The sequence below is a fragment of the Hydrogenispora ethanolica genome (assembly GCF_004340685.1).
Classification (GTDB): Bacteria; Bacillota; UBA4882; order UBA8346; family UBA8346; genus Hydrogenispora; species Hydrogenispora ethanolica.
The window spans coordinates 78,263-103,240 of record NZ_SLUN01000012.1; the positions used below are offsets into that span (position 1 = coordinate 78,263).

Consider the following 24,978-nt stretch of genomic DNA (forward strand, 5'->3'; position numbering starts at 1 on the left):
CCGCGGATGATCGTTCAGTTACGGAGTGTGTTCGCACAGTTACTGTGTATGGTCGCCCGGTTAGGGAGCGTGAACGCGCGGTTGCCGCGCATCCTTGCGCAGTTGTTAGGCATGCTCATTGACTGCCTGCAAAAGTTCGCTCCCAACCCGAGCAAACTCCCCTTGTCTTGGCTAATTCCCGCTACCAAGCCCATGGCTGTCTTGCGCCGGCGCTCATCTCGTCTCCTTGTCTCTCATGCCAGGCGTACGTATAAAAAGAAGCCCGCTTGAATGCGGACTTCTTTTGTACAATGGCTTCCATAGTCGGTTTAAGTTTTATCCCTTCCCCCAGGAGTCACGCAGTCCCACCGTACGGTTGAAGACGAGTTTCCCGGGACGGGAATCGAGATCAACGCAGAAATAACCCTGCCGCAAGAATTGGAAGCGTTCGCCGGCTTTGACATCCTTCAGGCTCGGTTCCACCTTACAATGGGTAAGAGTCACCAACGAATCCGGATTCAAGGTCGCATTTTCGCCGGGATTCTCATCGAGGAACAAGTGGTCGTATAAACGGACTTCGGCGTCAACCGCATGCGCAGCCGAGACCCAATGGGAGGTTCCTTTTACTTTTCGGCCGTCGGCGGACCAACCGCCGCGCGTTTCCGGATCGTAGGTACAATGGAGTTCGATGATCTCCCCGGTGGCAGGGTCCCTAACAACACTCTCACATCGAATGTAGTACGCATGTTTCAGGCGAATCTCCCGGCCGGGTGACAACCGAAAATATCCTTTGGGCGGATCCTCGCGGAAATCGTCCTTTTCGATATAAATGACTTTCGAAAAAGGAATTTTCCGGGTACCCAGTTCCGGGTTTTCCGGGTTGATCTCCCCCTCAAACTCTTCCACCTGGCCCTCGGGGTAATTATCGATAATCACTTTGAGCGGATCCAGTACCGCCATCACCCGGGGCGCCCGGAGGTTTAAATCCTCCCGAATGCAGTGTTCGAGCAGGGCGATATCGACAATGCTGTTGCTTTTGGCTACGCCGATCCGGTCGCAAAAATTGCGGATCGATTCCGGCGTGTATCCCCGTCTCCGCAACCCGGAGATGGTTGGCATCCGGGGATCGTTCCAGCCGCTGACCGAATGGTTCCGGACCAATTCCAGCAGCTTGCGCTTGCTCATCACCGTATGGTTCAGGTTCAGGCGGGCGAATTCGATCTGTTGCGGCCGGGCCGGCAGATCCAGGTTCTCAATCACCCAGTTGTAAAGCGGCCGGTGATCCTCGAACTCCAGGGTGCAGATGGAGTGGGTAATCCCCTCCAAAGCATCCGAAATGGGGTGGGCATAGTCGTACATGGGGTAGATGCACCATTGGTCCCCGGTGCGATGGTGGGTTGAGCGTAAAATCCGATAGATCACCGGATCGCGCATGTTAATGTTGGGCGAAGCCATATCGATCTTGGCCCGCAACACCTTGGAACCATCGGGGAATTCCCCGGCCCGCATCCGTTTGAAAAGATCGAGGTTTTCTTCCGCCGAACGGTTGCGGTAGGGGCTTTCCTTGCCGGGCTCGGTCAATGTGCCGCGGTAATCCCGGATCTCTTGCGCCGACAGATCGCAAACGAACGCTTTGCCGGCTTGAATCAGGTCAATGGCGTACTGATAGAGCTGCTCATAGTAATCGGAGGCATAAAACAAGCGATCTTCCCAATCAAAACCGAGCCAACGGACGTCTTCCTGGATCGAATCCACATATTCGGTATCTTCTTTACTGGGGTTGGTGTCGTCGAACCGTAAATTACAAATGCCGTTGTTCCGCTTGGCGATCCCAAAATTCAGGCAGATCGATTTGGCGTGACCGATATGCAAATAACCGTTGGGTTCCGGAGGAAAACGGGTGTGTACCTTCCCTCCGTGTTTACCGGTTTTGAAGTCTTCATTGATAATTTCCTGGATAAAATTCGTGGGAACGGCAGGGTTCTCCGCCGAATCCGTTTTTTCCGCTGCATCGACTCGGTCGAATGCCGGTTTCGCATTCTCTGCTTCCATCGGTTTCCTCCTCAAAGATAAAAGAATCCCAAAACGCGCTTTGTAAAAGTTTCCTTACATGATTCTCCCATTATACCCTTTTTACATTATAATCTTTTGCGAAAACGCTTTGCAAATAATTTTTATCGCGGTGTCGGATAAATTAGCCTCACGAGAAGCCGTCAACGTTTCGGAAAACGAAAAAATCGGGCTTCAAAACAGATTGCCTAATATAAAATTGAATCTCCCTTTATCCTCTTTCCCAAAACTGGTGCCGATATAAAGCGTCCCAAAGACGGTCGGGCTGACCAATCCGAAGGATACATCGCTGGATAAATCCGGCGCCGACCATTTTTCAAAGACTCCGCCCCGTTGGAAAAACGCTCCCAGATAAAGATTCTTACGCGTCAAAGGCAGTTTTCTCAAGTATTTCAAGTACCCGATGGTGCCCAATCCGTAATTATCGCCCTGAAGGGCTTGAAACGGATAGCTTCCCAATTGTAGTGGCCCGCCCAGCTTGAATTGTTGAATCAACGGCAAATCGCCTTGAAACGACAAACCCGCGGCAAGCGTGCCAACGATGAGATCGCGGGAACCCACCGGGTAACTCCAACGGATTCTGGTTTCGGCTGTACCGAACCCTCCCTGAGCCCCCGGCGCTTTATCATACCAGCTACCCGTGAGCGTACCCAGAAAGCTCCGCCGGGCTTCTTCATCCGCCTGGGAAAAAGTATAGCGCAATTCCGTTTTGCGGACTGAGCCATCCAAATCGTCCAAATCACTGGCAACGCCGGTCTCCGGGCGTTGAAAACCAAGCGAATATCCCAAGCGGACTTCGGCAAATTTATTCAAGGTATAACCGAGGTCCACACCGGCATGGCCCGACGTAAGTTCATACCCCCGCACCCACTGCCCGGCGGAGAACAGGCTGCCGTCCGTCTGTTCCAAGCTGAGATTGGGCGCAAGAAACCAGGAACTGTTCGCGAACGGCTTATACAGCTCACCGGAGAGGTACGGCGTGGATCCCACTCCAAAATCCAGGCGCAGTTCCGAATGGTCCCCGAGAATATGATAGGCTGTAGTGCGGAATCCGGCGTTCAGCGCAGTATAATTCGAGCCGTCGTAAGTGCCCCGCAAGGCAAAACTGATGAAAGGCGGGCCGTAATTCTTTTCAACGGCCGTAATGAGCAAAACTGTCCCAGTCTCTTCGAAAGCCAGCTCATAACGGATACTCTCATACAGGCCGCATCCGGAAATTTCGATCAATACCTTATCCAGCGCATCCAATTGAAGCGGCTTGCCCAAAAAAGGACGGAGTTGACTTTGAATTGCTTTCCGGTTCAATTCATTGGTGCCCTTGACCATGACCGCTTCGGGGACCGCTGCCAGCGTCCGCTGCCGGCCGGCGCGCTGTTGCTGATAGATCTGCCATTCGCTTTCGGAAAGCGCATATTTTTGCAAGGCTGAGGCTTGGGAGGCGGCAGCCTGGTAACCGGCGCTGACGAACTCGTCGATCTTGTTCCAGTCCATGAAGGATACATTTTGGAACTCCGGGTGGATGACCACATCCGCGGCTTCCAGAGAGCGTCGCGTATTCTCGATGATGACCGTATTAAGCGAACCCATCAGCACCGAATCGATGCCGCGAATATCCCGGCCCCGGTTGTTGTCGTTGCAGTCCACCGCGATCACCGCGTCCGCACCCATGGTTTTGACCACATCCGCCGGGACGTTATTGACCAAACCGCCATCCACCAGCAAGCGCCCCTCCCGTTCTACCGGAGTGAATACGCCGGGAATGGCCATGGTCGCCCGCATCGCTTCCGCCAGGGAACCGTCCTTCAACACATACGGTTCCGAATTCCGGATGTCCGTGGCGACGCTGCGATAGGGGGTCGGAAGCTCGTCAAAACTGGCGATGCCCGAATACGGCAGGGTAATCCGGCTGAGCAGCAAACTGACCCGGTACAGAGAGAGCCCGTTGGGGATGATTAACTTATGGCGAAAGCCGATCTCCTGGATGGGATACTCGAGCCGGTCCTCTTTCCTCCGGAAATCCAGCGCATTGTAAGGCGGGGACGAGTCGAAAATATGGTTCCAGTCGAGCGCTTTCACGAAGACCTCGATCTCCGCGGGCGACATTCCCAAGGCATAAAGGCCGCCCATCAGCCCTCCCATGCTGGTGCCGGCGACGGCATCCACCGGGATATGGTGTTCCTCCAGCCATTGCAGGACTCCGATATGGCTAAATCCCAACGCGCTGCCGCCGCCGAGCGCCAGCCCGATCCGCGGCCGGGAGAGTTCGGTTGGAGCAGCCGCCATGGCCTTGCCCCCGCTCCATTGCCAGAGCAGAACGGCGCAGAGCAAGATGAGTAGTTTTTGGCGCAGCGGTTTCAGTGAACATCCCTTCCATTCATAAAACATCCAGTCGATTCTGTTTACAGGTATTCTCCAATCTTGGCGGATTTCCTTTAGAATAACACTGGATTCCAGAAACCGCCCGATGCGTCGGCCGGACGATAAATCACCCGGCTACTTTGTGGCCATAACTGAATGACATTGCCCCACTCTGGAAGGGTACAGGGAAGCTTGGCAGGGAGATCCGTTCCGGCCATCCATCCGAAGTCTTCGGAAACCCTTCCCGGAAGAGTGGAAAAGGGTCCGGAGGCTGCGGATGGTTCGCCAAATCCTTTGGACGGTTATCCGGAGCATCCGGAGGGTCCGCCCTACCTATCGGAGGATCGTCCGGACACTTTGGATGATCGTCAAAACACTTCGGAAAGGTTACCGGGCTTTTAGGAAACACTTCGGAGCCACAATCAAGGAAATTTTGGAGGAGCGCCGTCTTTATGAAACACGAGCGATTATCGATCATCCAAATTCTTGAGCACGCTCGTGTCCGATGCGACAAAAAAATCCAGCCAAAGGCTGGATTTTGATTGACTTGAGCCAAAGCGGACGAAGCCTAGTAGTGGATCCAACGGCCGTCCGCTCTATAAATATCGAGGATCAGCCGCAGGGATCGGAGCGCCTCGGCCCCGGATACCGGCGGTTGCTTTCCGGCCAGGATCGCCTCGGCCACCGCCGCCAGTTGCAGCTGGTGATATTCGATGGCGATGGCCCCGGGATCGGAACTGCCCGAGCCCGTCAGGACCGGATCCAAATAATCGCTTTCGGAGGCGCCGTCCACTTTCCAGCGGACGATCCGTCCCGCCTCCAGCGCGATCGAACCTTTCTCCCCATACAGCTCGATGCGTTCCGGAAATCCCGGTTTACAGGCGGTGGAACCGGTGATCGTTCCGAGGGCGCCATTTTCAAATTCCAGCAAAGCGATGGCCAGGTCCTCCACTTCGATGGGGTGAAGCACCGTCCGTACCAGGCTGGTTAAGGAACGGACCTCCCCGAAGAACCACAGGAATAGATCGATGGTGTGGATGCCCTGATTCATCAAGGCGCCGCCGCCATCCAGTTTTTTGGTTCCTTTCCACTGGCTGGACTGATAATACTGCGGATCGCGGAACCACTTCACCGCCGCTTCCCCCGCGATCAACTTCCCGAGGGCGCCGTCCTGGAGCGCCTTTTTTACTTTGACGATCGAAGGGTTGAAATGGCTCTGCAGAACGACCGCCAAGGAAGTCCCGTTCTGCTCGCAAGCGTCAATGAGCCGTTGCGCATTCTCCACCGAAACGTCGATCGGCTTCTCCACGATGACGTGTTTGCCGGCCCGCGCCGCCGGACAGCCGTATTCGCCATGCAAGCCGCTGGGCAGACAAATGTCCACCACATCGACTGCCGGATCGTTCAAAAGTTCCTGGTAATCGGCATAGGTTTTGACCTGAAAATCCCGAGCGACTGCAGCGGCGGCCGTGGCGGCCGCATCCCAAACTCCGACGATTTGATATTGCGGAATCGTTTGCAAAGCTTTCATATGGAATGACCGGCCAATCATTCCGCACCCGACCACCGCGATTCCGAGTTGTTCCTTACCCAATGCCATCACTCCTACCTATAAATCGTTCGCCCGAGCCCGAGAGGGCTTCGGCAGTTAATCGTTTTTCTGAGCGGCGTCATTCAAACAGCTTTTTAAGTAATTCAAACTTTGAACGGCAATCGTTTCCGGGTCGGGACGAAAGTCAAATACTTCAACCGACACATAGCCTTGGTAGCCGAGTTGCCGCAGTGTTTTCATGATCGGCCGGAAATCCACCTCTCCGAACCCGGGGCCCCGCATATTCGCATCATTGGCGTGAAAATGGCGGAAATGATCCTGGCATGCCATGATGTTCCGGGGCAGCGGCAGTTCCTCCGAGCACATGCTCTTCACATCCAACATCATCTGAATGTTGGGGTGGTTGATGGCCTGAACGACCGCCCGCACCTCCGCGTTGGTGTTCAGGAAATTGGTCTGGCTGGTCGGCAATGCCTCCAGGCAGATGGTCACTCCCCGCTCGGACGCAGTCTGGGCGCAACTCAAAAAGCTTTCGATCGCCAACCGGCGGCCCGTTTCATAGCCGGTTTCCGGTTGGATCCGGCGTTGGTTGGGCGAACCGAATACCATGATTTCGCCCCCGAGGTCGGCGCAGAAATCAATCAATTGCCTCAGGTAATCCACGGTCCGGAGGCGCACGGTCGCGTCGGGATGATTGATGTACAATCCGGCGGGTTTGACGAGCAGCCAATGGAGTCCGGCGATAGTGATCCCGGCATCCTCGGCGATTCGGCGTAATTCGCCGCGGCGGGCGGCGCTCACTTCGGTGACGGTTTCGGCAATCGTGAACGGAGCCAGCTCTAATCCTTGATAGCCGGTCTTCGCCACCAATTGAACGACTTTTTGGAAATCCCAGTTTTCGAAGAGTTCATTACAGATCGCAAATTTCATCCGTCAAACCTCCCTGTTTTAAGAAATGTATTCCAGCTCTCCAGACATTCGCGGGTGGCCGCTTCCCCTCCCAGCGAGAACGCGGTTCCCTTGGGAAGCGCCAGCAATTCCTCGCTTAATGAAGCATTGATCCGGTAGTGAGTCTCCAGAGACAACCAACCCGGGTACGCGTCTTCTTGCAGCCGCTTGAATACTGCGGCGAAGCCGACTGCTCCTTCCCCCAAACAGCAAGCGTCCGGATTGCCGGTCGCCGGATCGGGACGGACATCTTTGATGTGAATGTGGGCAATGTAAGGTTTCAGTCGCTCATATCCTTCGGGGAACGGTCTTTCCGCTTCCGGCACATAGAGATTGTTGCCGGGATCCCAAAGCGCCCGAATATTTTCGGAACCGATCCGCTCCAGTACCTGCGCCAGTCGTTGACTGGAATTGGCGCTGGTGGCCGGATCGGATTCGATCACCAAGATCCGGCCGCTCTCCTTCAAAAGGGGTTCCATTGCGCCAATTTTGTCGGTAATCTCGGATAAGCTGGAATCAAAACGGCCGTCCTCCCAAAAAGTGAAGCCGCGAATCAGCCGGGTGCCCAATGCTTCCGCGACCCGGATCGTCTGTTCCAGGAGCCGGCGGTGCTCCGCATAGGCCTCCTCATGGTGCAAGTCGCATTTGAAGATAGGCGCGGCCAGGCAGGGTATGGCCATGTCAAAATCCCCAGCGATCTTTTTGACCTGCTGCACTTGGTCCCGGGTTAATTCGTGGGGGTTCCTGTCCCAGGCCGAACGAAGCTCGATCCCGTCCAGGCCGAAGCTTTTGGCAACCGCCACGGCATGGGCCAAATCTTGCGAAATCTCATCGGTAATAACGGCACGGGGAAAGCGCAATTCAGTCACCTCGAATCGGCAGAATCTCGGAAAACCTCTTTATTCACATAGGATCGCCAAACATTTTCAAACCAGAAATGATCCTCCGGGACCGGCCGCACCGCTTCCCAGGCAGTGTGATGAGTCCTGCTGTCAAATTGATATTGCAGCACCCACTGGCGCAGCTCCGCATTTTCCGGACGGAATCTCCATTCCGGACCCAGTTGTTCCAAACTGGCGGAGCCCTGGGGATCGACCACCAGATACGAGCCGCGGCTGCCGCCTTGCCGTTGAAGGTAGGCATGAATGCTATGCAGCACCGCAAGCTGCGTGAGGCAAAGCTGGCGATCGCGGAAGTACTCGATGAGGCGCGCCGGATCTTCCAGCCGGAATTCGAAGCGATGGATCGCCTCCCATTGGGCTTGAGCTTCCGCGAGCGCTCGCTCGATCTGAGCAGCATCGCGAATATGAGCCGCCATCCGGCTCATCCGCGCCTGTAATTCCTCCCGGAACTCAAGCCAGATTCGACCGTTTGGCGAGGCAACTCGCCCCAAAGCTCCCTCCGCCAGACCGACACTTCGTTCCAGCGCCGGTCCTGCCAGCTCAAGAAAGGATTCCGCCGTAACCGTACTCTCCCGGTAGCACTCGGCAATATACTGCGCAGCACGGTACCCTCCCACTTGTCCGGAATTCAATGCGGTCCCACCGGGCCGATACACGCCGTGCGTACCGTTGACTTCGCCGATGGGGAATAAATGTTTGACATTGGATTCCCACCAGATGTTTCCCAGCAGGCCTCCGTTGCAGTGCTGGGCGCATACTGCAATTTCCAACGGTTCCTGCGCCAAATCGATGCCATGCTGCGCATAGAGCTGGATCGCCATCGGGTTCATCTTTTGGAGTCGCTCGTACGGCGTCCCAAAGAGCACCGCCGATTTATGGAGATAATCATAGGCTTCGGATTCCAACTCTTCAAAGCGCAACTCCGCGCCGCCTTTCCAAGCAGGATTCCGGCGAAAGTCGAGGAAGACCCGGCGGCCTTTCACGACAGTTTCCTGATACACCAGCAAATCAATGTAGGAAGAGCCGTAATTCTCAATCTTTCTGGGGTCAAAAGGCCATTGATAACCCTTTAGGAAGATGGCGGTTCCCATCTTGCCAAAGCTCGGGAAACTTTCATTCAGGAACTCCCGTTCATCGCTCCCGTCGGCTGCCGTGCTGATATAACGGGGAATTACTTGTTGATAGGTTCCGGAGACATTCCAGCGAAACTTGATCGAAGCTAAACCATACTGCCATTCGGTCAAGTTAAGCGCGGCCGCTCCGGCCTCCAGCGCGACGCCCGTACTCCCTAAATGGTCTTTCGGATATACCGAGGTCTGGTAAAGTCCTCCCGGGCCACCGGTACCCAGCACCACATTTTCGGCTTGAAATACCACCAGTGAATCCAGACCGGAAGAGGCTTTGTTTTTATCAATGGCTATGGCTCCCACGGCCCGCTTCTGCTCTCCTTCGCCTACCGTCAGTAAGGAAATGACCTCAAAGCCGTCCAAGATCTCGGTTCCTTGTTGGCGCACTTGGATTAAGAGCTTTTGATACATTTGGTTGGAGGTCCAAGGGCCGGCCGAAGTCGCTCTTTGTTTGGGATCATGGTCGGTCTTGTATCCGACATAACCGCCGAAAGCATTGTGGGGAAACGGCACTCCAATCTGGGCCAAGTGATAAAATTCCTGAGCAGAAAGGGTTGCTTCAATCAGGGCGATATCCCCATGCATCGCACCGCCATTGAACAACGTGCGGGCCATGTCGTAAACCGAGTCCTGCCCCTCGCCAAATAATGACAGTTTATAGTAGGTTTGTTTGTCGGACCCGGAATTGTTGGAAACGCCGCCACCGAGACGCTCCGTGACGACCAGGATATCCCGGACGCCGAAACTGACCAGGTGGTAGGCGCAGTTTAGCGCGGCCGCTCCCGACCCCACGATCAATGTGTGACAACGAAACAGAGGATACGACCGGCCGCGGATGATGATCTGTTTTTCTTCCATTTTCTCACCTTTAAAACAATTACCCCGGAAACCAGGGTAATTGACCTTGTATATTCTTTTGCCGGACATTTGAGGCGGTTTATCCCAATTCCGGCAGGAGTACTGCTTTGATAGCTTCGCGGCTATCCATGACTTGTAATGCCTGGTTCACTTCGCTCAAGGGGAACCGATGGGTTACCAAACGGGAAAACAGTTCCGGATTACTGAGAACCAGGTTCATGGCTTGATAAGCATGCCGGGTGTCGCTGACCCAGACGCCTTGCAAACGAAGATTCCGGCGGGTCAAATCTAGGAAACCATCGAATTCAAAAGTGCCCCCCGGTTGGCTCAAACCAACGCTTAAAACCGTTCCACCCATGCGAGCCAAACCAATCGCTTCGCGCAAGGCGTCTCCACTGCCGGACGCTTCAATAATCAGATCGGCGCCCCGTCCGGAGGTTAATTCCATGATTCGCTCCTGACGTTCGGCAGCGGTCAATTTTTTGCGATTCAATAAGGTCGTTGCGCCGAATTGGCTGCCCATCTCCAAGCGGACTTCGGAACCGCCGATTAAGACAATCTCACCGGCGCCGTATTTTTTGGCGTAGGCCGCCGAGAAGAGACCGATCGGCCCCGGGCCGAAGATGACCACCGTCTCGCCCAGATTCGGCCGAACGATATCAAAACCGTGCGCTGCGGTTGCTCCCGAACAGGAGGCCGCCACCAAAACCGACGGATCGATCGCTGTTTGAGGGACCTTCAGAATATTCGTCCCGGCATCCAAAATCACATGATCGGCATAGCAACCATTCAAATAGGGAGGAACGCCCATCGGCACATTGATACCCGGCACTTTCCGATTTTGGCAGAAAGAAGGTTCTTTCAGTACTGCGCAGTAGTAACAATAACCGCAGGAGATACCGCGGTTCCAGAAGACGAGGTCGCCCTCGCGCAGTTCACTCCCGTCCGCCGCGCATTTTTTGCCGCCGATTCCCGCCACTGTTCCGATGCCTTCATGGCCCAAAATCATCGGCAAGCGAGTTCGCGAATCCTCGCCCTTCCACATATGAAGATCGCTCCCACAAACACCGGAAGCTTTCAGTTTCACGAGTACTTGACCCGGTAAAAGCTCGGGAATGGGTATCGATTGTTCTACCAAAGGCTTATTAAATTCTTGTAGTACGTAAACCCGTGCATTCATGAGTTTCCACGCTCCGTAATTATGCAAGTTTTATTCCTTTTTGCTTCGTGAGGTAATGGCTAATACCGCCAGAATGATCGCTCCATAAATCATCCGGCGCATCGGTTCACTAATATTGAGAATGGTGAGCAATCCGGTTAAAGCCGTAATGGTAATGACGGCCGCAGCTGTTCCGGCATAACCGCCGACGCCGCCCCGGAATAAAGTTCCACCCATGATGACCGCCGCCATGGAGGTCATCTTATAATCGTCTCCGAGATCGAGGGTTCCTGTCCCGATATAGCCGCAAACGATAAAACCTGCGATAGTCGACATAATCGCGGAAATGACATAGACGCCGATGATCAGACGGTCGGCGTGAATCCCCGAAAGTTCCGCCACTTTCTTATTGGCGCCGACTGCATAGACTTTCCTGCCGAAGGTGGTTCGCTTTAAAATAAGCACCACGAGCACCGAGGCGATAATCCAGACGAGAATCGAAACTGGGAAAAAGTCAAAAAGGCGTCCGGTTCCAATATATTTTAGAATTGGCGAGGCGGTCCCTTTGGTGGCGCCACCCGTAAAAACCATGGTCAACCCATCCAGCATGATACCGGTGCCTAGCGTCATAACAAAAGGATTAATGCCTAATTTGGTAATGCCTAACCCGTTAAGCAATCCGAAAGTGGCAGCCATCCCGGCCACTAGGATAAAAGCCGACAGTAGATTGGCGTCGGACCCCATCATATAGGTTGAGCCCAACATACCCGCAAAGACGGTGACGGACTGTACCGACAGATCGACATGACCGGTCAGCATTGCCAGGGTTTGGCCGATCGCAATGAATCCAAAAGGAACTGCTTGGCGCAACAAGCGTAGCAGGTTCTCCGGTTGCACATAACCAGGGCTGATGATACCACTAATCACAATCAGGACCAAAGTGGCCACCCAAAGCCAAAGTTTCATATTGTTGGCGTTTTTGAAAAATCCGGCAACGCCAGTGCTGCTTTTCGCAGTCGCAGTTATTTCGCTTTGTCTTGCCATTTTTTCTTAATCGCTCCTCCCGCCACTGCAACTACCAATAAGGCTCCGCGGAACACATATTGATAGAAGGTGGAAACTCCCAAGTGATTGAAGATATTTCCCAGGATAACAATCAAAAACGCGCCACCCAATGTCCCTGCGACACTCCCCACTCCGGTGTTAAAGAGCGTACCTCCGGCTACTGCGGCGGTCATTGAATCCAAACTAAAAGTAGCACCGGCGGTCGGATCTCCGGTTCCCATCCGTCCTGCCAAAAAAAGGCCACTGAGTGCGGCTAAAAATCCCGTGATGGTATGAGCCCAGATTTTAACCTTCGTTACGTTGATCCCAGCACGGAATGCAGTTTCCTTATCCGCCCCGATCGCCCTTAAATGAAGTCCAAAACGAGTGCGGTAAAGAACATACCAGGAAATAATGGCCACTACAACCGTTCCCACGACCGGATACGAAATCGGTCCCCAACTTCCCGTAATCACCCGGATAAAATCGATCGGAATGATTTTGGTGTAGTCGGGAAATGGCATTAAATACAGCGCGAACCCGAGTAAGGTGAAGTTAATGGCCAATGTCAAAACCATGGCTTCGACTTTAATTTTGATCAATAAATACCCGGTCAGCGCCCCAATGGCTGCGCCGATGAGTAGTAAAACCAGCGACATCCCAATCATCGAAGCCGGTGTGTTGGTCATTAGAAACGGCGCACCACAAACAATGATGCTGATGATGCCGCCTACTCCGAGATTGACGTCACCCGCCAGGATAACGTACGTCTGCGCCAGACCAGCCAGGGCGAAGGCCACGGTTTGGACCATTAAATTGGGTAGATTCCCCGGGCTCCGAAAACTTTCCGATACGCTATAACCGATCGCCCAAGTAATCATGAGAATGATGTAGATGGGCATGCCGGGATTATTGAGGGCGCGCCGGAAAAAGTTAGTTTGGACAGTTGTTTCTTTCGTGATTGGTACCTTTTCCATCGACTCTAACTCCTTTCAATAAATGAACAATCAGGCGAGTCCCCATTGCGCTGTCATTAACATCTCTCGGGTCGCTTCAGTCCCTCGGAACTCTTTGACAATATGGCCCTCGTACATTACCAGAATTCGATCGCAGACCCGTAACAATTCGCCCATATCAGTGGAGAACATTAGGACTCCGGCCCCTTGATCGGTCACGCTGCGCATGAGCTGATAGATCTCTTCCTTAGCGCCAATGTCAACCCCACGAGTCGGCTCGGAAAAAAGGAACACTTTTGGTTTGGCCGGCAACCATTTCGCGATGACGATCTTTTGCTGATTACCGCCGGATAGATTGTTCGCCTTATGCATAGGGTTCGATGGATGAACCTGCAAAGCCGCGATTAAGTCTTTTCCCATGGACCGCTCTTTTTCAACGTCGATAAATCCAAAACGCTGGCGATCTTTCAATGTCGGCAGAGCCATATTTTGTAACAGATCCAAAACCAAACACAAACCTTCGACTTTCCGTTCCTCCGGCACAAATGCCAATCCAGCCCGGATCGCATCTTTAGCATTGCGGAAAGTTACAGGTTGCTCGTCTACAAATATCTGTCCGGAAGTTGTTTTAACGACCCCATAAAGGCTACGGATAAATTCGCGTTGTCCCTGACCCTCTAAACCAATCAGTCCCACTATTTCGCCAGCGCGAACGGTTATATTAATATCATGAAACCAGCTCTTGGCGGAGAGATTTCTAGTTTCAAGAAGTTTTCGTTGTTGAACGGGATTCTTGCCATCGACCCGAGTGCCCAAAATTGCCTTGCCAGTCATCATTTCGACAATTTTTTCCATGTCAAGCTCTGAAATCGACTTGGTTCCGACCAACTGTCCATCCCTTAAAACGGTGACTGTATCACAGACTTGGAATACTTCTTCCAAACGGTGAGAAATAAAAATCACACCATGATTGGTCGCAGCCAAATTGCGGATAATCTCCATGAGTTTTTCAACTTCATTATGGTTTAACGCAGCCGTCGGTTCATCCATAACGATAATTTTGGATTCCTGGGAAAGCGCTTTGGCAATCTCAACCATCTGTTTCTGAGCTAAGGAGAGATCCTTAACCAAGGTATCGGGATCCACATTTACGCCAACCCGCGCTAAGAGCTCTTGCGCTTTTGCCCGGACTTGGCCACGGTCAATCGCTCCCAAATTTTTGGAAGGCTCATGACCTAAAAAAAGATTTTCCGCTACGGTAAAAGCGGGTAACAAATTCAACTCTTGGTGAATAACGGATATTCCCAGCTTTGCTGCTTGGTCGGGGTGTTCGATCCGGACCGGACTGCCATTTAAGCATGTTTCCCCGCGGGTCGGCTGATAAACACCACATAAGATTTTAATGAGAGTCGATTTACCGGCTCCGTTTTCGCCGATTAAAGCATGAACCGAACCCAATAAGCATTCAAAGCTGACATTATCCAGCGCCCGCACTCCGGGAAACTCTTTACAGACCCCGGTCACTTTCAAAAAAGGTTCCTGCATCGCGCCGTTTCCTCCTTATATTGTTCTGCACAGTATTGCCCTCTGCCTCACGACAGAGGGCAATACTACTTGAATCTTATTTCTTACCCCAAAGTTTGACTTTCATCTCTTCCGGCAAGAAGGTGGAGTTAATATAATCGTCTCCCAAATCAGGGCGGGCAACTTTATCAAGAGTTTTGTCGGTACAAGTCCACAACTTCATTTTTTCGATGTGTTGAACCTTTTGACCCCGGAGTAATTTCATACCCAGAGCAAGCGCCACGGCGGAGTCTCCCGGAGGATCCTGAATCGCGAAAGAACGTACCTTTGCTCCGGAATCGCGCCATTTCTTCCACAAATTGAAGTGGCCGTTGGAACCGGTTCCGACTACGATGATGTCCGGCCGTTTGGCTTCATAGGTTGCTTGCATTGCGCCGTAACCGGACGGACCGCCGTCAGCATAAATGGCTTTCAAATCGGGATTCGCCGAGATGAAGTTCTCAGCCGCCCGTTTGGCTTGGTCGTAAGCGGAATTGGTCCATACTTGACCGACGACTTTGATTCCCGGATATTTCTTGAATACTTTGAGGGCCCCTTCATAACGCATTTGACCCGGGGTGGTGCCGGCGATACCGGTTAGCATCGCCACTTTGCCCTTACCTTTCAGTTGGGTGGCGATATATTGTGCAAGTTGCTCTCCGATTTCACTCTGATCGGCGATATTCTTGACGGTGACTTTCGGGCTGTCTACGACGCTATCGAAACTGACAACGGGAATACCGGCGTCAACCGCTTTTTCAACTGCGGGCACCAAAGCGGTCGGCGGGGCAGTAATGACGATTAAATCGACTTTCTTGGTGATGAGGTCTTCCATATCAGCGATCTGTTTGGCAACGTTATTGGCAGCATCCGTAACCACGACTTGCTTGATATCCTTATGCTTGCTGGCCTCATATTTGAACTCTTCAACCATTGCTACCCGCCAGGAGTTGACCACGGAAATGTTACAAAGCGCAACCGTGTAAGGACCCTTTTTCTTCCATTTTTTTGCATCAACTACATAATTATCCTCAGCGAAGACAGAAACTGCAAAGGTGACCAATAATAAAGCCGCTAAAAACCAAGACCATCTTTTAAATTTCATTCTCAAACTGCCTCCTTAATGTTTTTTGACCACCGGAACTTCAATACGCATCCTTTGCTTAGCTCACCTCCCCGACAGAATTGAAATCGAACCAACAAGACTGGGATTGAATTTCCACTTCCCAGAATCACTGACTCATCATGCTTTGATGAAAGTGGAATTCCAATTGTTTATAGAAATCCTGCCGTAAAAAAACCGGAGATTTCTGTCAATGATTCGGTCCCAAAATTCAGCGCAATTCCACCCGGGTCCCGGAAGCCGCCGCAAGATAAGCGGCATAAATCGCCTCAGTGGTTTCGCAGGCCAATTCAAGGCCTGAAAGAGGTTCGCGCCGGCTGGCAACGCATTCCATGAAGTCTTGCATCTCATGGTGGTAGCCGCGGATCCAGTCCTCATCCGGGGCTGCAAATTGCCAGCCTCCACTGGTCTCCAATTTCTCGGCGATATACTCGGAGCCAATCACCTCATGGCCCGGGGTATAAAGCATTAGATCCGAATTGGGGTTCATATTGCATTGAATGACCCCTTTTACATGAAAAATCTCATGCAAATTTCTGACCCCGCCCAAGATGGTATCGGAAGAAACGACAATTGCCTTGGTGCCGTCGGTAAAGGTTAATGTCGCCGTAGCCCAGTCCTCCACATCCGTAAACCCGTGAGTTACCCATCCGGTTCCCGCTTGGGCCACTCCGGGGATATCGGTAAACTTCCCGGTTTCAGCGACGATCGATTTGACGCGAATGGGTTGACCGTTTTTTTGTTGCCCGTCAAAGTGCTTCAGGTGAATCACCGCGGCCATGGGATGGGAACCCAGCCGTAGCAGAGAGCCGCCTCCCGCCAGGGACCACTGCCGGGCATAACTAGCATGAGAACCGGAATGGGATTCTTCGGCGCGTTGCGATAATATCGTGGTATTCTCAATGGAACTGAGAATTCGTCGGGCTTTCACTATCGGCGGAGCATAGATCCAGTTTTCCGCATACATAAAGAGCACTCCGGCCCGCCCCACCGCTTCACGGATTTCGGCCATGTCTGCCCAGACTTTCAGAAACATCTGTTGCCGATCGACCGTTTCACCGATGGGTTCCCCGTCTCCGGGCTGACTGAAATAACCGGTTAAGGGCTTTTCACAGATTACATCTTTACCGGCAGCGGCAACATCCAAAATCATCTGTTTATGAAGATGATTTGGAGTGCAAATATCGATTACATCCAGCTCGACTTGATCCAGCATGATGCGGTAATCCGAGAAAGCTTGGGGAATCCCGTGTTGGGAGGCGAACAACTCCGCTTTCCGTGGAGAAGCGCAGGCTACGACTTGTACATCCAATCCACTGACCTTCCGCAAGGCTTCCAGATGGATTGCCGCTACGAAACCACTCCCAATCAAGCCGACTCTTACTTTTTGCAACGCCAGGCCTCCCTTATCGAAACATTAAACTTTTATTTTCGTCATTGAGTCTTATGAGTCCCGGCCCATCCGCGACCGAAGCGCCCAATTTCAATGTCGGATCGAGGATCAACTGTTCCGGCCGCGCCCTGTCTCCTTCAATACGATGAATTAGATTTCGGGCAGCGGGTTCACCCAATTGAATATCAGGCATCTCAATATGGGTTAATTTCGGATTTACGAGCTCAGTCCAGTCGGGTCCCCCGTAAACAACCAATGATATATCGCGGGGAATGAGTTTTCCCCGGTCGTGAATGGCTTGGAGTATTCCTTCCCCCAGATATTGATGGCCTGCAAAAACGGCAGTGATCTCGCCTTCCGCGAAAAGCTGCTCGGCCATTCGGTAGCCCTCTTCGCGAGAAATCTGGCCCAATAACGCCGGGCAATCCCCCGTGCGCAAACCGTTCTTGATGACTGTGGAACGAAAACCGGCATATCGCTCATTGATCCGTTTGATCTTGGATTTCCATCCTATAAAAGCGATCGCGCGATGGCCACGATCAATCAAATATTGAGTGGCTAATTCCGCCCCTTTTTGGTTATCAAACCCGATATAATCGTAAGAATCAAGCGGAATACCGCTCAATTGCCGGTCAAGAATGACATATGGAATCTTCAAATCGCGCAGGGGCTTGGTATTTGCAGTTCCATCGACAGTCGGCGCGATAATAAAACCATCCACTTGTTGAGAGATCAACGTTTCAATATAAACCCGTTCCCGCCCGGGATTATCATAGGTGCTGCAAATGAGCAACACATAGCCGGCATCGTATGCCACCTGTTCGGCAGCCATCACCGTGCGTGTAAATAAAATATTTTCAAATTGCGGAACCAAAATGGCAATGGTTTTGCGCCGTTTTCCCCTCATACACCGGGCCAAAATATTGGGTCGGTAGCCAAGATCTTGTACGGCCGCCAGAATCCGTTGACGCAACTCATCGCTTACATACTTATCAGACTCCGGGTTCAGAACATGGGAAACCGTAGCTACCGAAACACCAGCTACCATAGCCACATCGTACATTGTGGGAATTCTTTTTCCAGTTCGGGATGGCATGTTATCCGTCATACCTCCACGGCTTTTCAATTAATCGTTTATCTCAAAAACTCGGCTTCGGATAAAACATTGAATTCATTGAAGTTTACACAGTTAATCGTTTGTCTGAAAAACTTTTCGATAATTTTATCGGCATTTATCTAAATATTATGAATCATAAATTTCGGGATACTTTTTCATTGCATAGGTTACATCAGAGAACTGGATGCAACCTATGCAATTGTTTATGATCAGAGCCGGTATAATGCTTGAGATGGTGACTCCCTATTCATTACTTGACTTGACGGTTGCGAACCCCTTCCTGATAAATGGGCATGTAAACTCCCCCATCCCGGATGACACAACCGGTACGACCGCCGTCACGCATGATGTCCGTACACTTACTACAGGCAATACAGGCTTTGTTCGGATCCATGGTGCCCTTTTCCAAAACATCCTTCACAAAATCAGGATAAGCAAAGGCTTCCCGGCCGAATCCGGCAATATCTTGATGGCCCATTTGCAAATTTGCCGCCGCGGCATAGACGGCGAACTGGCGCAACCACGAATAACCGGTACCCATAATCTTCATCTCCGGACAGGAATTCTTCAGTTCCCGGGTCAATGAAAAAATGCGGGACACTCCAAAGAGCGGGTGTTCGTCCGGGGGAACAAGGCCATTAGCCGGACTATCGTAAGGGCGGTTGAAATGCGGATTGTAATAAGGGTTCGCAATGGAAATACTAACAAAACGAATTCCCTTCTGGTACAATTGAGCGATTAACTGTTTCGGCTCATTCAGGTCAAGCGGCAGCGACCCCGGTTCACTGCCCTCAGTCGCCGGGTTGACACCCCAGCCATACGGATAAGGCAGTCCATCCCAGGCATTCAAACGCAAGGTAATGGCGATTTTATTCCCAAGTTCCGCTTGGATCTTTCCGATAATATTCATCAAAAACCGGGTGCGGTTTTCGAAACTCCCACCGTAACGGCCGGGGCGGATATGGCTTCCCAACAGTTCTGAAATTAAATAGCGATGACAGCTCTTAATGTCGATGATTGGGAATCCGGCCTCGGCTGCGATTTTCGCCGCTGCGACATACTTGTCTTCCAATCTTTCCAACTCATCGTCGGTAATGGTTGGGTAGCTCGAATCAATACCGACTTTCGGGTCGAGGAACGGATTATGCTGAGCGATAATTGGCCGAGGTTTTCCTTCCGGTTTGCTGTAACGACCGGAATGGGTCAATTGCAGTACCGGCACGAATTGATGATTCGGTCCCAAAACGGAGCTCGCTTTTTGCTGAGACTTTTCCAGTAGAGCCGCTAATGCAGCGGTATTTTCCGGAGCGGCGAACAATTGTCTGGGGTTGGCCCGTCCCGCAAAATCGACGGCAGTCGCCTCAAACCATATTAAACCCGCTCCACCCGCAGCAAACCGTTCATAACGCCGGATGGTTAGATCGTCCGGTTTTCCATCAAGCGTACCGTCACAGCCTTCCATGGGATGAATGCCAATGGAATTCGGGGTTTTCAAATGGTAAATCTCCGTTTGCCGTTTCAAAGAAGATAAATCGCGTTCCAGTACAATCGGTAAATTCTGTTTCGCGATTTCAGCTTCGAGTTCCGCCAGGTTTTGATAATGAAAACGTTGATGCAAAATCATGTTCCTCCCTATCGTAACTTAGTGAATGCAACCAGCTTGAACGAAACGCCGATCCGGCCAGGACTTGTTTGAATGAAGCATCATTTCCAACCCGCCTCAATCAACATGGCAGAGTTGAATTTGAAACGAAAACAAACCCAACCCGAAGGGACTTAATGATTAATTTCACAAACTAAGCGGCGTGACATTCTGTGTAGTTGCATTAAGGATTACCCGTACCTATTCAAATCATCAAATGTTGAAAATGATTCGTTATTCAGTCGCCATGAAAGGCCTTTCCGTATCCCACCGAGCCCCGCACCAGGAGTTTGACCTCCAGTTTTTCAATGACCGGTTTTAGTTTACCTTTACCGTTGATGAGCTTAATGACTCGTTCGGCGGCTTTCGTTCCCACTTCGTAAAAGGGTTGCGCCATGGTTGTCAGCGGCGGATCCATCAATTCCGACATATCGAGATTGTCGTAACCGATTACGGCGATATCTTCGGGGACCCGCAATTTCCGTTCCTTAACCGCTTTGATCACTCCGAGGGCTTTCGGATCGCTGGTGGCAACGACAGCGTCCGGTTGACCCCCGCGTTCCCAAAGATCGAGCATTGCCTGGTAACCATCTTCCCAACCCGCTGTGTCATAAACGACCAGCGTCTCATCCAAAGCCAAGCCGGCATCAGCCAGAGCCGCTTGATATCCCAGAAAACGTTGCCGATACAGATCCAATCCCAACGTACCGTTGATAATTGCGATTCGCCGGTAACCCCGGTCGATCAAGAAACGGGTAGCGCGATAAGCGCCCTGAAAATTATCAATAATGATCGAATCCAACTTCTCGTTCAGGTGACGCAGCATCAAAACAACCGGGTATCCTTCTTCTTTGAGCTTGACAATATGGGAGCTGGCCGCAGTGGCAGTGGAAAAAATCAAGCCATCCACCGAGCGCATTCTCAAGTTTTCCACGTAAAGTTGTTCGGTCTCCAGATCTTCGTCGGTATTGCATAGAACCACGGTATAGCCGTGCTTCTTGGCGATATCGGTGATACCCCGGATTGCCGCAGGAAAGAGTAGATTGTGAAGGTTCGGAATAATCAGGCCTAAAGTTTTGGTCCGGCCTTCTTTCAAACCTTTTGCCAAGGCATTCGGTTGATAGTTTAACTCTCGTACCGCCTGCAGGACTTTTTTTTTGGTTTCCGGATCGACAAATATTTTGCCGCTCAACGCCCGGGAAACAGTACTGGTGGACACCCCGGCTTTTAGGGCTACTTCTTTAATATTTGCCATCAAATACTTCCTCTGCAATCCTTTGTGCAAACCATTGTGCAATCGATTTCATGTAAATATAATTAAACATTCATTTTGGAATTCCTGCTTAAAAATGGACTTTTTTTCGAAAATTTTCTTCAACTGGCTGGAAGTGTTTGTTTTTGGGCGAATTCCCCGACTTCTATTGGCACTGCAAACCCAGTCCGGCAATAAGACGGACTGGGTTCTCCGGTATGCCTTCGTTCCGAATGAAATTATGCTCCTCCCACCCGCCGGAAGCTGTTTATCGCTACTGCCGCTGCTCACGTCAAATGGAAAATAACTTTTATCCTTTTTTAAGCGCCCAGCGGATATTGCATCCCCGTAACTCCGTTTTGCAAACTCCCAATTTCACTTTGCGATTTCACAATCTCATTTTGTCAGGACAAAATTCTAATTTGCGACACCCAATGATCATTTTAATGTTTTTATGCTTTCCTTATCTTTTTTCGTTCCCCAATAATAAAAAAACAGCCGGACGGCTGTTTTGAGAAAGATATCAATTCAAGCGCACGCCGGCGGGTTAACTGACGGCCTCCAGCTTCCGATAATCGGCCACCGGAATATGAAGTGCCACTTTTTCGCCGCGTTGATAAGGAAACGGAACCGCAGTTTAAAATATCGCCCAAAAAGATGTACTCGCCCGCCCACTTTCATATAAAAACGAAGCACATTCCCCAGGACGATGATATCCTCGATGCGGCCCTCCAGTCGGAGACCATCGAGCGGTGTAACTTGGCCAATTTCAAATAATCCGCCAGTTTGATTTTGATATTGGATTTGTTAGCCGCCGAACTCCAGCACTGCGACCACGTAACACGGTAAGCAGTCATATCTTTAGCGCCGAGAGGTATTCTGCAATACCTGTTTTGCAACATCCGGATAGTTGGTAATAATCCCATCCACTGCGGCGGCGATCATTCTCTCCATATGGACCGGTTCATTCACAGTCCATGGATTGACCATTATCCCCCTGTGCCTTGCTTCGCGAACCAGTTCCGGGGTGACGCTATGATGTTCGGGATGTAAAGCCGCAGCCCCAAAAGTTTCTGCATATTCCCATGGCTTGAACAGATCCGCTTCATACAAGGCTCCGGTCTTCAGCTCCGGCAAAATGGTAATGGCTCTCAACAAAGAATGGTGATTGAAGGAAGAGATGATGCAACGATTGACAATCCCAAAATTTTTGACCATTTGGATTACTTTCTCTTCAATACCGGGATATGGAAAAATATTGGTCTTCAATTCGATGTTGAGCAGCAGACGGGTCCCGGCTACCAATTCGAGCAAATCCGACAGACGCGGGATCCTTTCTCCGACAAAGCGCGGCTCAAACCAACTTCCGGCATCCAGTCGCCGCAACTCCTCCCAGGTGAAATCCTTGATCAAACCCTCGCCATCGGTCGTGCGGTCAACCGCCTCGTCGTGGCAGATAACCACTTCGCCATCCTTACTCAAGTGGACATCGAACTCCAGGCCGTCGACGCCGAACTCGACCGCCATGCCGAAGGCGGCCAAGGTATTCTCCGGAGCCCGGCTAGAAAAACCGCGATGCGCGATGATCTTCATTTTTTGTTCCCCTCCCATTTGCATCCATATCTATCAAACTATCAATCCCCAAGACTCCTCGGGCGATATTCATCCCATGACCGTCCTGCCGCAGGATCGCTTCACTTCTTCCAGCCGCTTGCTTACCGATTCCCTCATGTCGAAATTTATCATTATCCGGAGCAAAGCGCGGTCATACGCATTCAAATATTATTTCATTGATTTTACTCCCATAGTTTTAATGGATGATGGTTCCCATGTAATATATGAGAAAAGAATTCTTTAAAACTCGACAGTTTTTCCGCCGTTATCAGGTTTTAGAGGACTCTCTTCATCACTGCCCGCTATATCCGGGCAACGATGACGGCTGACGTCGACCCCCATCGGCAGACCGCTCGGCTTCCTCATGAAATGGTCTTCCAGTCCGACGCGGATGACCAGTTTCCATCGTATAAATACTCGGGCCGATGAACCCGATCAACGTATATTCACCAGAAATGGCTGATAACGGCGGACCAAACCATAGCAGCGGGCTTCCATCCATAGTCAACTGGTCGACGTCATGGTGACCCTCCGCCGCAATGTTTTGAAATGTGCTATAATAATATTAAGCCGATTAAAAGCTATGGGGTAAAATCTTTCGAACCGGAAATCAGCTTGCAGAAAGGTTTAAAAACGATTTTATCTCTTGCTCCAGCAATCGCCGTGATTCTTCCGGCTTATTGGCCGGGTTTCTAGCCGGGTTTATCACCGCTCTTTAATAACATTAAACCATTTTAAAAAGTGATCGAATGCTGCGACTTTCAAAAGCAACCAACCGCCGTTTTTGGCTTTTGTCATTATTCGTTGCCTATGCCATGGCGAATTTATTTACCTTGACTGCTTTTCCATTGATGCATTCGGACGAGAGTTGGCTGAGCGGTTTATCGCGGCACATCATGCTGACGGGGAATCTTGCAGCAACCGAGCCTTTCTTTGATTTGAAACCGCGAATCCCCCACGCTTTAAAGATTCTCTTTCACGGCTTACAAATCATCTGCATCAAACTTAACGGATATCAGCTTTATAGCATCCGTTTACTCTCACTGAGCTTTGGCCTTTTGACCTTGTTTTACTTCTATCAACTTGGAAAATCGGTTCTGCCCTCAAAAAATTGGGCCTTCCTCGCTTCCGCTCTGCTGGGGATGAATACCCAATTTTTATATGCTTCCCATTTTGGCCGCCAGGAAATCATCGTGTTGTTTCTCGGCGTATTCAGTCTGTATTGGCTGCAAAAGCCGAGAAAAAGTCCAGGTTATGGGGTGGATCTGCTGTTGGGGACCGTCGTAGGCCTGGGAATCGGCATCCACCCCAATAGTTTGTTAGTCGCCATAATGGTAGGCACGGTATACGCATTCCGGATCCTATGTACCCGCTCGCTCAGAGCCGCTAATCTGTTCGTCTACTCGGCGGCCGTTATCACTTGGACTGGCTTCTTTATTGCCTTGAGCTCGAAATTTGAACCGGGATTTATTACCCAGTATTTTGCATATGGTCAGCAGCAATTCGGAGTCTTGAATCCGCTTGCCGCCAAAATACAACGGTTCTTTGAGTTCTATCAGCATCTTTATCAACGAAAATGCGGAACATATTATGCTCCGCATATCGAGGCCGATCTAGTCATTTTTGGCATCGTCTTTTTCTATTCGGTAGGAAAACCGTTAATCAAAAGAGTCATCCCGAATCCCGCCTCCGTTTGGATCGTATTGGCGATCCTATCCGTGAACCTCGGATTCATTCTGATCGGCCGTTTCAACTATACAAGCATCATTTTTTTGTTTCCCCTCTTTTATCTGCTCACGACGATGATCATCAGCTCTTTGGGCCAATCCCGCCGTTACTGGATATCGGGATTGCTTGTTCTATTGGTGCTGTCCCAGACGATTTGGAATTTCAGCTCCGTCCTGAAATATGACTATTCTGCCTACCTGCGGCAAATCGCCGGAAGCATCGGCCCGGACCGGAAAGTCCTGGCCAGCTTGAATACGGAATACTTTTTTGATGATGACAAACTGTTGGATCTCCGCAATTTATCCTACTTGAGGAAACATCATTTATCCTTCGCCGCTTATATTCGCAGCCGCAGGATCGAATACATTATTTATCCTGAAGCACTCGATTTCATCCATCACTCAAGACCGCAGTGGAACGGAGTCTACGGACACATGCCATACTATCACGAGTTGAAGACCTTCCTCCGCTCCCATTGCCAGCCGCTGCACCGGTTTTCCAATCCGGCTTTTGGAACGGAGATCGCTCAATATGCGGGCGAAAGAGATTGGCCGGTCACCATTTATCAGGTTCTTCCGGGTTCCCATCCCTAG

General features: G+C 51.2%; 17 protein-coding genes and 1 pseudogene. 1 reads left to right on the forward strand and 17 read right to left on the reverse strand.

The genetic code is table 11. The features are described from left to right. Positions 1–315: 315 nt before the first annotated feature. The 17 genes and pseudogenes from EDC14_RS11295 to eutB form a co-directional block, all read right to left on the reverse strand. Complete coding sequence (locus EDC14_RS11295) at positions 316–2,031, reverse strand: glutamine--tRNA ligase/YqeY domain fusion protein (protein WP_132014396.1); 1,716 nt, start codon at positions 2,029–2,031, stop codon at positions 316–318. A gap of 192 nt (positions 2,032–2,223) precedes the next feature. Then, positions 2,224–4,434, reverse strand: coding sequence for a patatin-like phospholipase family protein (locus EDC14_RS11300; RefSeq protein WP_132014397.1), 2,211 nt, complete (start codon positions 4,432–4,434; stop codon positions 2,224–2,226). Positions 4,435–4,975: 541 nt separating this feature from the next. Next, the gene (locus EDC14_RS11305; RefSeq protein ID WP_165907955.1) at positions 4,976–6,001 is read right to left on the reverse strand and encodes a Gfo/Idh/MocA family protein; all 1,026 of its coding nucleotides are present in this window, start codon (positions 5,999–6,001) and stop codon (positions 4,976–4,978) included. Positions 6,002–6,055: 54 nt separating this feature from the next. After that, complete coding sequence (locus EDC14_RS11310) at positions 6,056–6,889, reverse strand: sugar phosphate isomerase/epimerase family protein (protein ID WP_132014399.1); 834 nt, start codon at positions 6,887–6,889, stop codon at positions 6,056–6,058. After that, on the reverse strand, positions 6,886–7,767 hold the full coding sequence (locus EDC14_RS11315; RefSeq protein WP_165907956.1) for a sugar phosphate isomerase/epimerase family protein: 882 nt from the start codon (positions 7,765–7,767) through the stop codon (positions 6,886–6,888). Before EDC14_RS11315 ends, EDC14_RS11310 begins: the two co-directional genes overlap by 4 nt. Before the next feature lie 5 nt (positions 7,768–7,772). Continuing rightward, positions 7,773–9,794, reverse strand: a complete 2,022-nt coding sequence (locus tag EDC14_RS11320) for an FAD-dependent oxidoreductase (protein WP_132014401.1) — start codon at positions 9,792–9,794, stop codon at positions 7,773–7,775. Positions 9,795–9,873: 79 nt separating this feature from the next. Beyond that, complete coding sequence (locus tag EDC14_RS11325; protein ID WP_132014402.1) at positions 9,874–10,974, reverse strand: zinc-binding dehydrogenase; 1,101 nt, start codon at positions 10,972–10,974, stop codon at positions 9,874–9,876. A gap of 30 nt (positions 10,975–11,004) precedes the next feature. Then, the gene (locus EDC14_RS11330) at positions 11,005–11,997 is read right to left on the reverse strand and encodes an ABC transporter permease (RefSeq protein WP_132014403.1); all 993 of its coding nucleotides are present in this window, start codon (positions 11,995–11,997) and stop codon (positions 11,005–11,007) included. After that, entirely contained in the window at positions 11,976–12,974 is a 999-nt protein-coding gene (locus tag EDC14_RS11335) for an ABC transporter permease (RefSeq protein ID WP_132014404.1), read from the reverse strand. The genes EDC14_RS11330 and EDC14_RS11335 overlap by 22 nt, the downstream gene beginning before the upstream one ends. A 30-nt stretch (positions 12,975–13,004) precedes the next feature. Next, a complete protein-coding gene (locus EDC14_RS11340; RefSeq protein WP_132014405.1) occupies positions 13,005–14,498 on the reverse strand; it encodes a sugar ABC transporter ATP-binding protein in 1,494 nt (497 codons plus the stop codon). A 76-nt stretch (positions 14,499–14,574) separates the two neighbouring features. Then, positions 14,575–15,621: a substrate-binding domain-containing protein gene (locus tag EDC14_RS11345; RefSeq protein WP_132014406.1), complete on the reverse strand. Its 1,047-nt coding sequence runs from the start codon at positions 15,619–15,621 to the stop codon at positions 14,575–14,577. 229 nt (positions 15,622–15,850) lie between these two features. Continuing rightward, positions 15,851–17,032, reverse strand: a complete 1,182-nt coding sequence (locus EDC14_RS11350; protein ID WP_165907957.1) for a Gfo/Idh/MocA family protein — start codon at positions 17,030–17,032, stop codon at positions 15,851–15,853. A 13-nt stretch (positions 17,033–17,045) separates the two neighbouring features. After that, positions 17,046–18,140 carry a LacI family DNA-binding transcriptional regulator gene (locus tag EDC14_RS11355; RefSeq protein ID WP_132014408.1) on the reverse strand — a complete coding sequence of 365 codons (1,095 nt, stop codon included), beginning with the start codon at positions 18,138–18,140 and terminating at the stop codon, positions 17,046–17,048. Positions 18,141–18,399: 259 nt separating this feature from the next. Further along, positions 18,400–19,767, reverse strand: a complete 1,368-nt coding sequence (locus EDC14_RS11360; protein ID WP_207930740.1) for an oxidoreductase — start codon at positions 19,765–19,767, stop codon at positions 18,400–18,402. Positions 19,768–20,029: 262 nt separating this feature from the next. After that, positions 20,030–21,046 carry a LacI family DNA-binding transcriptional regulator gene (locus tag EDC14_RS11365; RefSeq protein WP_132014410.1) on the reverse strand — a complete coding sequence of 339 codons (1,017 nt, stop codon included), beginning with the start codon at positions 21,044–21,046 and terminating at the stop codon, positions 20,030–20,032. Positions 21,047–21,904: 858 nt separating this feature from the next. Then, positions 21,905–22,636, reverse strand: a complete 732-nt coding sequence (locus EDC14_RS11370) for a glycerophosphodiester phosphodiesterase (RefSeq protein ID WP_132014411.1) — start codon at positions 22,634–22,636, stop codon at positions 21,905–21,907. A gap of 348 nt (positions 22,637–22,984) precedes the next feature. Further along, positions 22,985–23,155: pseudogene (gene eutB / locus EDC14_RS27765) on the reverse strand (ethanolamine ammonia-lyase subunit EutB); the annotation flags it as partial. A 695-nt stretch (positions 23,156–23,850) separates the two neighbouring features. Here eutB and EDC14_RS11380 point away from each other — a divergent pair. Beyond that, on the forward strand, positions 23,851–24,978 hold the full coding sequence (locus tag EDC14_RS11380; protein ID WP_243662906.1) for a 4-amino-4-deoxy-L-arabinose transferase: 1,128 nt from the start codon (positions 23,851–23,853) through the stop codon (positions 24,976–24,978).